This window comes from Oceaniglobus trochenteri, from assembly GCF_020529025.1.
In the GTDB taxonomy this organism is placed as follows: Bacteria; Pseudomonadota; Alphaproteobacteria; order Rhodobacterales; family Rhodobacteraceae; genus Oceaniglobus; species Oceaniglobus trochenteri.
The window spans coordinates 1-12541 of sequence record NZ_JACNMM010000016.1 but is presented as its reverse complement, the minus strand read 5'-3'; the positions used below and the strand labels follow the sequence as shown (position 1 = coordinate 12541).

General features: G+C 63.0%; 15 protein-coding genes and 1 pseudogene. 5 read left to right on the top strand and 11 right to left on the bottom strand.

Features of this window, described 5'->3' with window-relative positions; all coding sequences use genetic code 11:
* Nucleotides 1-12: 12 nt before the first annotated feature.
* The 5 genes from H7828_RS20110 to H7828_RS20090 all read right to left on the bottom strand — a co-directional run bounded on the left by H7828_RS20110 (nucleotide 13) and on the right by H7828_RS20090 (nucleotide 3657).
* Nucleotides 13-309 carry a chorismate mutase gene (locus H7828_RS20110; RefSeq protein ID WP_226782861.1) on the bottom strand — a complete coding sequence of 99 codons (297 nt, stop codon included), beginning with the start codon at nucleotides 307-309 and terminating at the stop codon, nucleotides 13-15.
* A complete protein-coding gene (locus H7828_RS20105) occupies nucleotides 306-818 on the bottom strand; it encodes a GNAT family N-acetyltransferase (RefSeq protein WP_226782860.1) in 513 nt (170 codons plus the stop codon). Before H7828_RS20105 ends, H7828_RS20110 begins: the two co-directional genes overlap by 4 nt.
* Nucleotides 815-1342: a GNAT family N-acetyltransferase gene (locus tag H7828_RS20100; protein WP_226782859.1), complete on the bottom strand. Its 528-nt coding sequence runs from the start codon at nucleotides 1340-1342 to the stop codon at nucleotides 815-817. Before H7828_RS20100 ends, H7828_RS20105 begins: the two co-directional genes overlap by 4 nt.
* Nucleotides 1343-1350: 8 nt before the next feature.
* A complete protein-coding gene (gene ffh / locus H7828_RS20095) occupies nucleotides 1351-2853 on the bottom strand; it encodes a signal recognition particle protein (RefSeq protein WP_226782858.1) in 1503 nt (500 codons plus the stop codon).
* 318 nt (nucleotides 2854-3171) lie between these two features.
* On the bottom strand, nucleotides 3172-3657 hold the full coding sequence (locus H7828_RS20090; protein WP_226782857.1) for a hypothetical protein: 486 nt from the start codon (nucleotides 3655-3657) through the stop codon (nucleotides 3172-3174).
* 466 nt (nucleotides 3658-4123) lie between these two features.
* Between H7828_RS20090 and H7828_RS20085 the strand changes: the two genes are divergently transcribed.
* Entirely contained in the window at nucleotides 4124-5023 is a 900-nt protein-coding gene (locus H7828_RS20085) for a LysR family transcriptional regulator (RefSeq protein WP_226782936.1), read from the top strand.
* Between the two features lie 109 nt (nucleotides 5024-5132).
* Here H7828_RS20085 and H7828_RS20080 read toward each other — a convergent pair whose 3' ends face one another.
* From H7828_RS20080 to ectA, 4 genes are all read right to left on the bottom strand, one after another.
* Entirely contained in the window at nucleotides 5133-6599 is a 1467-nt protein-coding gene (locus tag H7828_RS20080; protein ID WP_226782856.1) for an aspartate kinase, read from the bottom strand.
* A gap of 124 nt (nucleotides 6600-6723) precedes the next feature.
* Nucleotides 6724-7107, bottom strand: a complete 384-nt coding sequence (locus tag H7828_RS20075) for an ectoine synthase (protein ID WP_226782855.1) — start codon at nucleotides 7105-7107, stop codon at nucleotides 6724-6726.
* A gap of 4 nt (nucleotides 7108-7111) precedes the next feature.
* The gene (gene ectB, locus H7828_RS20070; protein WP_226782854.1) at nucleotides 7112-8398 is read right to left on the bottom strand and encodes a diaminobutyrate--2-oxoglutarate transaminase; all 1287 of its coding nucleotides are present in this window, start codon (nucleotides 8396-8398) and stop codon (nucleotides 7112-7114) included.
* Between the two features lie 44 nt (nucleotides 8399-8442).
* Nucleotides 8443-8982 carry a diaminobutyrate acetyltransferase gene (gene ectA / locus H7828_RS20065; RefSeq protein WP_226782853.1) on the bottom strand — a complete coding sequence of 180 codons (540 nt, stop codon included), beginning with the start codon at nucleotides 8980-8982 and terminating at the stop codon, nucleotides 8443-8445.
* A 258-nt stretch (nucleotides 8983-9240) separates the two neighbouring features.
* Between ectA and H7828_RS20060 the strand changes: the two genes are divergently transcribed.
* A complete protein-coding gene (locus H7828_RS20060) occupies nucleotides 9241-9741 on the top strand; it encodes a MarR family winged helix-turn-helix transcriptional regulator (RefSeq protein WP_226782852.1) in 501 nt (166 codons plus the stop codon).
* A gap of 114 nt (nucleotides 9742-9855) precedes the next feature.
* On the opposite strand, the pseudogene H7828_RS20055 reads toward H7828_RS20060, so the two are convergent.
* Together H7828_RS20055 and H7828_RS23025 are read right to left on the bottom strand one after the other, a co-directional pair.
* Nucleotides 9856-10368 (bottom strand): annotated as a pseudogene (locus H7828_RS20055) (transposase); the annotation flags it as partial.
* A 22-nt stretch (nucleotides 10369-10390) separates the two neighbouring features.
* Nucleotides 10391-10567, bottom strand: a complete 177-nt coding sequence (locus H7828_RS23025; protein ID WP_412094031.1) for an integrase core domain-containing protein — start codon at nucleotides 10565-10567, stop codon at nucleotides 10391-10393.
* 162 nt (nucleotides 10568-10729) lie between these two features.
* Here H7828_RS23025 and H7828_RS23020 point away from each other — a divergent pair, with 162 nt between their 5' ends.
* From H7828_RS23020 to H7828_RS23015, 3 genes are read left to right on the top strand one after another with little or no spacing between them, the layout of a single operon-like run.
* Nucleotides 10730-11104, top strand: coding sequence for a hypothetical protein (locus tag H7828_RS23020; protein ID WP_226782850.1), 375 nt, complete (start codon nucleotides 10730-10732; stop codon nucleotides 11102-11104).
* On the top strand, nucleotides 11101-12030 hold the full coding sequence (locus H7828_RS20040; protein WP_226782849.1) for a restriction endonuclease subunit S: 930 nt from the start codon (nucleotides 11101-11103) through the stop codon (nucleotides 12028-12030). The genes H7828_RS23020 and H7828_RS20040 overlap by 4 nt, the downstream gene beginning before the upstream one ends.
* Nucleotides 11966-12463, top strand: a complete 498-nt coding sequence (locus H7828_RS23015; protein ID WP_425354963.1) for a TniQ family protein — start codon at nucleotides 11966-11968, stop codon at nucleotides 12461-12463. The genes H7828_RS20040 and H7828_RS23015 overlap by 65 nt, the downstream gene beginning before the upstream one ends.
* The last annotated feature ends 78 nt before the right edge of the window (nucleotides 12464-12541 follow it).

The following is a 12541-nucleotide window of genomic DNA, read 5'->3' as shown; positions in this document are numbered from 1 at the left end:
GGCGCGTGGCCCTCAGGATTTGTGGATTTCGTGGTGCTTGATGACTTCCTGGATGATGAAGGCCAGGAATTTCTTGGCGAATTCCGGGTCGAGATCGGAATCCTTGGCAAGGGCTTCGAGCCGCGCGATCTGTGTCGCCTCGCGGGTCGGGTCCGAGGGCGGCAGATCGTGCTTTGCCTTCAATGCGCCCACCGCCTGGGTATGCTTGAACCGCTCGCCCAGGGTATAGACGAGGATGGCATCAAGCCGGTCGATGCTTTTGCGGTGATCGGCCAGCAAGTCGGCGGCGCGTTGGATGTTGTCGGTCATTGTGTGAACCTGTGACGATAGACGGTGGTGTCGGCGGGGGTTTCGCCATCGGGCAGCGGGGCGTCGGGGTCGTGAACCGCGCCCAGCCGTTTGGCCAGGGCGATGGAGCGCGCGTTGCCGGGCGAGATATAGCTGACCGGTGCGCCGTCGCCGCGCTCACGCGCCCAGTCAAGAACGGCGGTCGCGGCCTCGGCGGCATAACCCCTGCCCTCGGCGGGTGCCATCAGGGTCCAGCCCAGCTCGCGCTCGGGGAAATGGGGCGGATGTTGCAGCATCACCTCGCCCAGGTAGGCACCGCTTGCGCGATCCTCGATCGACCAGGCCCCGAACCCGTGCAGCGCCCAGGAACCGGCGGCCGCCGCGAACTCCAGCCAGGCCGCCCGGGCATGAAGGCGCCCGGTGGAAAAATCGGCCCTGTCGCTGGCGCAATGGTCCGCGAAGGCAGGAAAATCCGCAGGTTGCGGCCTGCGCAGGGTCAGACGGTCGGTGGTGAGGGTGGGTGCGTTCATGACGCCTCGGGCCCCGGATGACGCCAGACATGGATCGTCCCCTTGTCGGGGTGTTCGAAACTGCCCTCGGGCCAGCCGCCCATGCGCTTGGCCAGCGCGACCGAGCGGGTGTTCAGCGGATCGACACAGCTGATCAGCGTGGTCAGGCCAAGGCTGTCATAGGCAAAGGCGCGGGCGGCAAGGGCCGCCTCGTAAGCGACGCCGCGCCCCTCGCCCGCTTCGAAGACCGACCAGGCCAGTTCGGGTTCCGGCCAGAACACCGGAAAGAAGAACCCGACAATGCCCAGGGGCGCGTCGGTTTCGCCATCGGCGACGATCCAGCGGCCCATGCCGCGCAGGTGCCAGTGGCCGATGATCTCGCCCAGTTGGTCGAAGGCCTGCGCCTCGGTGAAGGGGCCGCCCAGAAAGGCGGTGCGGTCGGACATGCGAAAGGCGGTATAGTCCGGCAGGTCGCTGGCCTTGGGCGCGCGCAGGATCAGCCGCTCGGTCCTGAGAGTCGGAATCTCGATGGTGGTGTGCTGCATCCGGTCGCTCATTTCTTCTTGCCGAAACCCGACAGGCCGGGGGGCAGCGCGCCGCCACCCATGCCGGGCATTCCGCCCATACCCGGGAAACCGCCCGGAAGCTTGCCGCCCATCTGGGCCTGCGCCGCCTGCATGTCGGCCTCGGAGGGCATGCCACCCTTGCCGAACATGCCCTTCATGGCCTGTTTCAGCATGCCGCCTTTGCCCATCTTGCCCATCTTCTTCATCATGTCGCCCATCTGGCGCTGCATCTTCAGAAGCTTGTTCAACTCGCTGACCTCAAGCCCCGCACCCTTGGCGATGCGTTTCTTGCGGCTGGCCTGAAGCAGGCCGGGGTTGGCACGCTCTTTCTTCGTCATCGACTGGATCAGGGCGATCTGGCGGCGCAGCACGGAATCGTCGAAACCGGCGTCGGCCACCTGTTTCTGCATCTTGCCCATGCCGGGCATCATTCCCATGACGCCTTCCATGCCGCCCATCTTCAGCATCTGTTCAAGCTGCATCTTCAGGTCGTTCATGTTGAACTGACCCTTCTGGAAGCGCTTCATCATCCGCTCGGCCTGTTCGGCCTCGATGGTCTGCTGCGCCTTTTCCACAAGGCTGACGATATCGCCCATGCCCAGAATGCGGCCGGCCACGCGTTCGGGGTGGAATTCCTCGATCGCGTCCAGCTTTTCGCCAGTGCCGACGTATTTGATCGGCTTGCCGGTGACAGCGCGCATGGACAGGGCGGCACCGCCGCGTCCGTCACCATCCATCCGGGTGAGGACGACACCGGAAATGCCGATGCGCTGGTCGAAATTCTCGGCGGTGTGCACCGCATCCTGGCCGGTCAGGCCGTCGACCACCAGCAGGGTTTCGCGCGGCTGGGCGATGTCGCGTACCGCCGCGACCTCGGTCATCAGCTCTTCGTCGATCGACAACCGCCCGGCAGAGTCGAGCATGATCACGTCATAGCCGCCCAGACCCGCCTGGGTTTTCGCCCGCTTGGCGATGTCGGTGGGGCGCTGGCCCGCGACGATGGGCAGGGTATCGACACCGATCTGCGTGCCGAGAATCGCCAGTTGTTCCATGGCGGCGGGGCGGTTCACGTCAAGCGAGGCCATGAGGACGCGCTTGCCCTCGCGGTCCTTCAACCGCTTGGCCAGCTTGCCGGTGGTCGTCGTCTTGCCCGAACCCTGCAGACCCACCATGAGGATCGCGGCGGGCGGGTTGTCGATGCGCAGCTTGCCGGGGTCTTCGTCATCGCCCGCCAGCACATGCACCAGTTCGTCATGGACGATCTTGACCACCTGCTGGCCCGGCGTGACCGATTTCGTCACCGCCTGGCCGGTGGCCTTGTCCTGGACCGCCTTGACGAAATCGCGCGCCACGGGCAGCGACACATCCGCCTCAAGAAGGGCGACGCGCACTTCGCGCAGGGCGGTCTTGACGTCATCCTCGGACAGGGCACCCTGTTTGGTGAGCCGGTCGAACACGCCACTCAGGCGTTCGGACAGATTTTCAAACATGGCACGCGGTCCTTTGCGGGCGGTTTCTACATGGTCCGCATGTGGGCGCGAACCGGGTCACTTTCAAATCCGGGCCTGGCCCGGGCGCCGCACATCCCCAAGGGACATTCGGCAAACGACATGTGCCCCCACGGGCGCAACGCGCTGGTGGGGGGCGATCCTTGCACACTGCAAGGACCGGAAGACACAAAGACTCCCGGAATTGGAAAGCGAATTACCCGTTCGCGCGGGGCGAGTCAACCAAGTGCGTGCCCCCCCCTAAACGCAAGACGGGCGCCGTGTGACCGGCGCCCGTCGGGGAGAGCGAGGAAAGACCGCTTACTTCGAGTTGTCGGCGAAATCCAGGCGGGTTTTCAGCGCAACCAGTTCGGCAGTGGTGAACTCGGCCGGATCGACGTTCAGCGAGGCGGCCAGCTGGGCCTTGCCGGGCGACACCGAACCCAGGTCGGAAGCGGTGTTGTTGGCAACGTCCTTCTTCAGCTGGTCGATGAGGAATTCATTGTTCTCGTGCTGAGCCCGCTCAAGCAGGATGGCGCGGCCACGATCTTCGGCGTTCGAGGTCGAGATGCGCTCGGCACCGGCCGACTGGAGGATGTACTCGGCCTTGGCACGACCGGCGGCGCCACCTTCACTCTGGGCCTGGTCCAGTTCGATCAGCTGGGCGGTGGTCAGGGTGCCGGGGGCAACGCCAACGCTGCGCGCCAGCTGGATGTGGCCCTGCGAATAGGTCTGGGCGACGGCGGGAACGGCGACAACCGAAGTTGCGGCAACGGCAAGGGCGGCGACAAATGCGTTCAGTTTCATGATATTGGTCCTTTTTACTGACGTGGGGAATGGCGTCATGCCAGGCCCCGGTTGAGATGTTGAGGCGGTGCTTCGTTTCGCTGTCCGCCTGCTGTGATGGACAGATGGACCCGCGCGATAAGGAACGGTAGGGGCGAAACTATCGGGACCACTGTGCGCAAATGCACATCACATAAAGGGGAGGAAGCGACGGATTTCTGCGCGCCAACGTAGGGCTGCAAAGCAAGGGCATGTAGGGGCCAAAACCAGCCGAATCAGGGGGCCATGTTGCGCGCAACAGCGGCGGGCCTGCCCGAATGTTACAATCGCCATTCCGAACCGGCATCTAACAATCTGCACTTGAAACCCGCCCTCACGGCGCCGTGAAATCGCGCGGGCTTTCCAACCGGTTCCACGGCCTTGTAACCAGCAGGAAAATGCCGTCTGGATGGAAACGACACGCAGGAACGGACCGGATATAATGACGATCAACACCTGGGACGAGATCAGGACCGCCTATCATGTGGCCCGCCTTGGCACGGTCAGCGGCGCGGCCGAGGCATTGGGCGTTCACCATGCCACCGTGATCCGCCACATCGACGCGCTTGAGGGCCAGTTGGGGGTCAAGCTGTTCCAACGCCACGCGCGCGGATATACGGCAACCGAGGCGGGGGCGGACCTTCTTCAGGTCGCACAGGCCACCGACGATCAGTTCACGCAATTGGCCGGGCGCATCCGGGGACAGGGCGCCTCGGTGACCGGCGAACTTGTCGTGACCTCGATCGCGTCCCTGTCGCGGCTGCTGACCCCGGTTCTGGCGGCGTTCCAGGCCGACCACCCCGGCCTTGTAGTGCGGTTCCTGACCGACGAACGGCTGTTCCGGCTGGAATATGGCGAGGCCCACGTGGCAATCCGCGCCGGGGCCGTCCCGGACGAGGCCGACAACGTGGTGCAACCTTTCCTGAGCGATACCTTCGGCATCTACGGCAGCGCCGCCTATCTTGAACGGCATGGCACACCGGCCACCGATGCCGACCTGGCGAACCACCGTTTCGTCGCGGCAGACAACACCGAAACCAACGCGCCTTTCTACAAGTGGCTTTTCCGCACGGTTCCGGCCAGTTGCATCACCTATCGCGCCACCGACGGGCGGGTGCTGCGCGATGCGATGCTGGCCGGGGCTGGCCTGGGGTTCATGTCGACCTACGAGGCCCGGCTGACCCCCGAGGCGATACCAGTGATGCCCCCCCGCCCCGAATGGACGGCCGAGCTATGGCTTGTCACCCATGTGGACCTGCACCGCACCATGAAGGTGCAGAGCTTTCTTCGGTACCTGAAGGAAGCAAGCAAGGGATGGGACATTCAAAGCGCGCGGCCCGCCCTCTGACCGGGCCTTGCCCACAGGCCCGCCTGCTGCACCGGGAATATCGCTGAAACGAAACGGGGGCGCTGCCGGCGCAGCGCCCCCCCCCCCTACTCGCTCAATGCAATTGATATCAGGCCGCCAGCGGCTCCTTGCCCTTGGCGCTGCTGTCGCGCTTGGGCTTCGTCGTTTCGGCGGCGGCCCGTTCGATCAGGGCCTCGTGCAGGGCGCGCACGGCGGTTTCGCCGTCCTCGCGGCGGGTGACGAACTGGATATCCACGTTGCGTGGCCCCTGCTGAACGGCAATGGGCGTGATCCCTGCCTTCTCAAGCGCGGCAAGCCCCTGCCCCAGGGCATTCAGCCCCTTCAGATCGCGCCCGATGGCCGCCACCACCGTCAGGCCCCGCGTCGTGACCGAGGCGGTGGGATATTCCTCCACCAGATCGCTTTCCACCCGCTTCACCAGTTTCGGCGAGGTATCGACGTAATGGGTGATGGAATTGGCGTTGGATGTCTTGGCAACGATGCTGACCTTGTGACGGGTCAGGGCCTGAAGGATCGTGGCGTCATAGCCCTTGACCCCCACCATGTCCTGCTCGAACACCTCGAAGGCGAAGACATCGAGCGCGGTCAGGATCTCGACCTGCGGGCGCTCGGCCGGGGCATCGTCGATCAGGGTGCCGGGGTCGGAGGGATCGAAGGCATTGGTGACGCGCAGTGGAATTCCCGCCTGACGCAATGTCTTGGCCGCCGAGGGGTGAATCGCCTCCATCCCCATGTTCGAAAGCTGATCGGCCACGTCATAGTTGGTATGGCCCAGCTTCTTGACGTTCTTCAGCCCCACCAGTTTCGGATCGGCCGACGAGAGGTGAAATTCCTTGTGGATGATCGCCTCGGCCGCGCCGGTATGGGCGGCGACACGGCTGAACGTCGCTTCGGAATAGCCCCTGTCATAGGACGACATCAGATGTTCGGAACATTGCGCATAGCCGGTGACGATGGGAAGTTCGCGGGACAGATCGACATCGCGGAAGGCCTGTTCGATCCGCTCGTCCAGCGTGACCTCGCGGTCATCGCGCCAACCGCTGAGATCGACGAAACGCGCGTTCACACCGGCACGGCGCAACAGAAGCGTGGTCGCATGGGCCGAGTGGCTTTCGCCCAGCCCCGACAGAAGCTCGCGGATGATGCCCATATGCTGGCGCAGGCGGAAATGCCCGTAGGAACACAGCCGCTGCAGGTCGATCAGGCACGACCGCGCCCCTTCGATCCGTTCGCGCACGAAATCGTCGGCCTCGTGGATGTCGCCCGGCGCGTCCAGAACCTGGCGGTGGGCCTCGCACATCGCCTGGGCCACGCCGTTCAGGGCATCTGACCAGCCATGATCGTTCTGGGCATTGGCGAAATGGGCATAGACGCCCGGATCGTGGGTTTTCTTGTGTTCCAGCAGCAGGTCGGTGATGCCGCCATAGGCTGAGACGACGAAGACCCGGCCGTAAGGTTCACCTCCGCCATTCAGCAGCAGCGGCTGCAGGAGTTCGCGCGAACGGCTCATCGATGTGCCGCCGATCTTCTCGACGGTATGGGTATCGTTGCTCATGGATGCTCGCCCCATCTGGCGGGGGCGCCTCTTTCTGTCTTGGCAAATTTCGGCGCCCCGGGCCCGGGCAAACGCCTGTCGCGCGGCCCCGGGGCGTTGAGAAGCGGCGCGCCGCCGCTTCGGATCACTCGGCCGCTGCGTAGGAGCCGTCGGCGCGGTGAACCTCGGTTCCGGTGACGGGCGGGTTGAAGCAGCAGGCCATGACCAGCTCTTCCTCGGCCCGCAGGATGTGCTTGTCGTGCTGATCAAGCGCATACATCACGCCGGGGCGGATCGCGTGGGTCTTGCCCGTGCCAAGGTCGGTGATCGACCCCTTGCCGGACATGCAATAGACGCTTTCGAAGTGGTTCTTGTAATGGAACGTATGTTCCGAACCCGCCTCAAGCGTGGTGATATGGAAGGAAAAGCCCATCCCGTCCCCGGCCAGCAGCATGCGAACCGAGGTCCAGCGGGCGTCCTTCACATCCTTGTCGGTGTTCTTCAGGTCTTCGATGTCACGAACGATCATGGGGTCACTCCGCTGCGATCTTGGTTTCGGTGCTGGCGCGGGCGGCGCCAAGAAGGGTTTCAAGCCCCTGCGCGAACTGTTCCATCGGCGTGGTCAGCGGGGCAAGAACCTTGACCACCTCGTCCTCGGCGCCCGAGGTTTCGATGACCAGCCCGCGGGCGAAAGCCTCGGCGCAGATCGCACCGGCCAGCGCGCCGCTGCCCACATCGACCCCCTGCATCATGCCGCGCCCCTTCAGGCGGGCACCGGGGATCAGGTCGGCAATGCGCTGCAACCCGTCGCGCAGCACCACCGCCTTTTCGGCGATCTCGGTCTTGAAGGCATCGTCCGACCAGAATTTCTCAAGCGCGACCCGGGCCGTCACGAAGGCGTGGGTGTTGCCGCGGAAGGTGCCGTTGTGCTCGGCCGGTTTCCAGACATCAAGCTCGGGCTTGACCAGCAGCATCGCGAAGGGAAGGCCGAAGCCGGAGAGCGATTTGGCCATCGGAACCATGTCGGGTTCGATATCCATCTCATCGAAGCTGAAGAAGCTTCCGGCACGCCCGATCCCGGCCTGGATGTCATCGACGATCAGCTTGGCGCCGTGTTTCCTGGCCAGCCGGGCAATGCCCTGCACCCATTCCGGCGATGCGGCGGTCAGGCCGCCTTCGCCCTGCACCAGCTCCAGGATGAAGGCCGCGGGGGCGTCGATACCGCTGGAATCGTTGTCCAGCATGGTTTCGATCAGCGCCAGCGTATCGACATCATCGCCAAGCGACCCCTCGTAGGGCAGATGCGTCACGCCGTTCAGCGGCACCCCGGCACCGCCCCGCTTGCCGGAGTTTCCGGTCAGCGACAGCGCGCCCAGGGTCATGCCGTGGAAACCGTTGGTGAAGGAAATCACGTTGGTGCGCCCCGTCACCTTGCGCGCCAGCTTGATCGCGGCCTCGACGGCATTGGCGCCGGTCGGGCCGGTCATCATCACCTTGTGGTCCATCCCGCGCGGGGCCAGCACCAGACGCTCGAAGGTTTCCAGGAACGCGGCCTTGGGATCGGTGTACATGTCCAGAGCATGGGCGATGCCGTCATTGGTGATATGCTCGACCAATGCGGCCTTCATGTCGGGGTCGTTGTGGCCATAGTTAAGCGAGGAACAGCCCGACAGGAAGTCGGTATAGCTGTTGCCCTGTGAATCATGCAGGGTGGAACCGCTGGCGCGGTTGAAGACCGCATCAAAGCTGCGGCAATAGCTGCGCACCTGGGATTCGCGGCGCGAAAAGATGGTCGTGTCGGCTGAAGTATCAGTCGTCATTGCAGTTTCCTTTTTCGGTATCGGATCGCGAGCTGGCGGGCCGTTCAGGCCACGGCGTCAAGCTCGTCGGTGGCAGGCAGGCTGATCGTCACCATGTGTTCGGTGTCGTGCTCGCCCTGGAAATGGGTATCGCTTTCGAAGTGGGCCTCGTGGTCCAGTTCCGCGTCCTGTGCGTCGGCAAAGCTGCGGAACAGGGCCCAGCTGGCGTCGTTGTCCTTGGTGATCGTGGTCTGCATCCGGGTGACATCGCGGCATTCGTCGCGCGCCAGAAGCTTTTCCAGCATCCGCTTGGCCAGGCCCAGCCCGCGCGCCCTGGGCGACACGGCAACCTGCCAGACGAAGAAGGATTCAGCGTCGCTGGGCAGGACATAGCCCGAAATCCAGCCCACCGGCTCACCGTCCAGTTCGGCCAGGATGCAGGTATCGCGGAAATGGTCGCACTGGATCAGGTTGCAATACATGGAGTTCTCGTCGAGCGGCTTGCAGGCAGCGACAAGCGCCCAGATGGCGGCGCCATCTTCGGCTTCGGGCTTGCGGAACTGCACGTCGTCACGACGCGACTTGGTGGGGCATATATCAACCACGGGATACCTCGGACTCTCTCGTTGATGTCGGCGCCCCTAGATATACGGTGCTTTTCAAGAAGATCAATTAGGCTAAGTAAGTTTATGTGCTTGCCGTTTTTTACGTTTATTATCATTGTCTTACGGGAAATTTTTTCCGGAATATCGCAAATCCGCCACCCAATCGGCACATTTTTACTTAGCCTGCCGATATATCTTCAATGTTGCGGAGCGTAGCATGGCCTGTAGACTGATCCGGCAACCGCCCGGGATCACTTTGTGGACAGAACCGATACCTCCCTTGTCGCCCTGCGCCGCATCCTGCGCGCCACCGAGCTTTACGGTCGCACCCTCGCACAAGAGGCCGGCCTGACCCCGGTACAGATCCGGGTTCTCCAGATCGTGCTGACCTGCGGCAGCATCACCCCAAAGCAGATTTCCCTGCAGATGGGCGTCAGCCAGGCGACTGTCTCAACCCTGCTTGACCGGCTGGCGGCCAAGGCGCTGATCGAACGCCGCCGCTCTGACACCGACCGGCGCCAGACCAACATCATGCTCACCGAAAAGGGCCGCAATGCGGTCGAGGGCGCGCCGGACCCTCTTCAGCAGAAGTATGTCGAGGAGTTCGAGGCTCTGGCCGACTGGGAACAGGCGATGATCGTCGCGGCGCTGGAACGTGTCGTCTCGATGCTGAACGCCTCGGCGCTGGATGCCTCGCCCCTGCTGGACATGGGCGAACTGCACCGCAGCCAGGCCCCCGACACCCCGCACTCTGACTGATCGACAGACCCGTACCAACCGCAACACAGGCCTGATCTTCGATACCCGCCCCAATGTGTTTCGGCCTGCAAAACTGGCTCTGCCTCAGTTTTGGTGCAGGCTCGGCGCTCCTCCTCAATAGGACGCTTCAACGAGCCGGGCCCTGAGCGGATCGATGTTCGCCCGACCATACATCTGGCGCTTGAGGGTCTTGAGGCGGTTGATCTGTCCCTCGGTCTGTCTGTTCGACCATGGTTCCCGCAGGGCTGCGGCGACCGCAGCCTGATCTCGCCGAAGCCCGGGGGCGAAGGCGCCGAGCAGGCTCTCCTCCGCCTCATCCAACCATATTTCCAACGCGTTTTCACGAGCATTGCGCACCATATCCGTGAAGCGGTCCGTCAGCCGACGGGCTGTCGCAAGAGCCGGCAATGCGGCCTTGATCCTTGCGACCTGGATGGCATCTGACCTGCAAAGATGATCCTGGCCCATGGTCAGCAAGCGCGCAATCCTGCGGGCGGGCGGCGACTTTGCCGTGCCCGATGGCACAGCATGCTCTGCGCGGCGCTGGCGTGTTGCCCATTCTCCGACGACACGAAGGCTGCCCTGGAAACCGCCAGCTCGCAACCGGCGCCAAAGTTCGGCTGTATTGACCCAGCGGAATCTGCTCAGGTTAAGCCGCTAATCTGAATGCCTCGGCAGGCGTGCGCATGGCAAGCGCCTGGTGAGGGCGGTGGTTGTTGTAAAAGGCAATCCAGTCACCGATGACGCGCATCGCATGTTGGATGCTTTCGAAGCGGTGGCGATGCACGCACTGCTCCTTGAGCGTCCGAATGAAGCGCTCGACCATGCCGTTTTGCTGCGGACAGTGCGGGGTGATGAACTCCTGCTTCAGCCCGTAGCTGCGGACGATGGCCGTGAAGTGGTGGCTGGTGAAGACCAGGCCATTGTCCGAGCGCAGCAGGAACTCGTCTTCGACCCGGCCCAAAGTGCCGAACCTCGCGATCAGGGCATGCTCGAGCGCGGCGCTGAGGCCGATGCCGAAGAGGCGCCGCTGCTGAAACGGGTGGCCAAGTTGATGACGGCGGAGACGGCGGCGAAGAAGGCGGTCAAGGAGGCCGAGGAGGCGCTGAGGGAGGCCACGCTAAAGAAATACCCTGATCTTACCGAAGAGGAGATCCGCGCGCTGGTCGTGGAGGACAAATGGCTGACCGACATCGCCGAGCTGATCGAGGCCGAGATCGAGGCCCGGACGGAGCAATTGACCGCCCGGGTGCGGGTGCTGACGGAGCGGTATGGGCACACGTTGTGTGAAATTACCGCCACGCTGGAAAATTTATCCTCCAGAGTCTCTGAACACCTTCAGGCCATGGGTTTTGCGCAATGACATCAAGCTGGACCGAGAAGTCCCTCGGGGAGATTATGACGCTTCAACGTGGGTTCGACCTTCCCAAAAAGGAACGACGCGAAGGGCAGATCCCAATTATCTCATCGTCAGGGGCCGAAGATTTCCACGCAGTTCCGGCCAAGCACGGCCCAGGTGTTGTTACCGGTCGCTATGGAACCATCGGAAAGGTCTATTATTCCGAAGGTCCCTATTGGCCATTGAACACGACGCTGTTTGTGTCGAACTTCCAAGGGAACAACGAGAAATATTGCTACTATCTCCTGAGTCGATTGGATTTTCACGAGCACAGCGGAAAAACGGGTGTCCCGGGCGTAAACCGCAATGATCTCCACACTGTTCCGATGTGGGCCATAACCGATCCCGGGGAACAAGAAGCCATCGCCGAGGCGCTTTCGGATGCGGATGCGCTGATTGAGGGGCTGGAGCGGTTGATCGCCAAGAAGCGGCTCATCAAGCAGGGCGCGATGCAGGACCTCCTGACCGCCAAGCGCCGCCTGCCGGGGTTCTCGGGGGAGTGGAATGAAACAACGTTTGGCCAGTGTTTCCAATTCCTGCGCACCGGGTCGGCATCGCGCTCTCAACTTGGGACCAACCTCGGCGTCGGTTACATTCATTATGGTGATATTCATGGCATGAAATCCGTCTTGCTGGACCTTTCCAGAAGCCGCTTGCCCGAAATCACGCCGGGACAGGTGGCTACGCTTCCCCGCGTGAAGGATGGGGATTTGGTGATTGCCGATGCATCCGAGGACGTCATGGACGTCGGCAAGTCAATCGAGGTTCGGGGCGTAGGGCGTGCCGATGTGGTAGCCGGGCTGCACACCTTCCTGCTGCGGGGCAATGTGCCATCATATGGTCCAATCAAGGCTATCTCGCGATGTCGGGCGACGTTATCATTTGGATGAGTTGTATTCACCCAGTGCTCCGGAGCGCCAGTTGACCAGCCGCCTGCCACTCACGGTTTCTTTGAACTTACGCGAAACCGGGTTCTCCCTGATGTCGCGCCTCGCCGCACGGAACGGCATTGAGGTGTCCGAATTCGGCCGGGATATGGGGCTACCGTTCAAGTCGGTCATAGACGGTGGTCCCGAAGCCTTGCAGAAGCTGGCGGATTTGTCGGGGACTAACAGCGATGATCTGCGCGCATGGTCGCCCCATTACATCGCCGCTCGAAGTTACGTCTTCAGAGGCGAGCCTTATCATGCCCGTGGAATCCGGAGCACCATCGTCCAGGGCTGCCCTATCTGCCTACGCGAAGACGCGGGAACTTCCGATTTGCCCCCTCATCTGTATCCCTGCGGCGGAGGCCGTCTGACGGGATTTCGGCGTCGGTGCTAAGTCCGACCTTATGGCCGACCATAAGTTCAGACCCGAGATCGAAGTCCTCTCTGCTGCGGATGTGCCGCGTCGGCGATA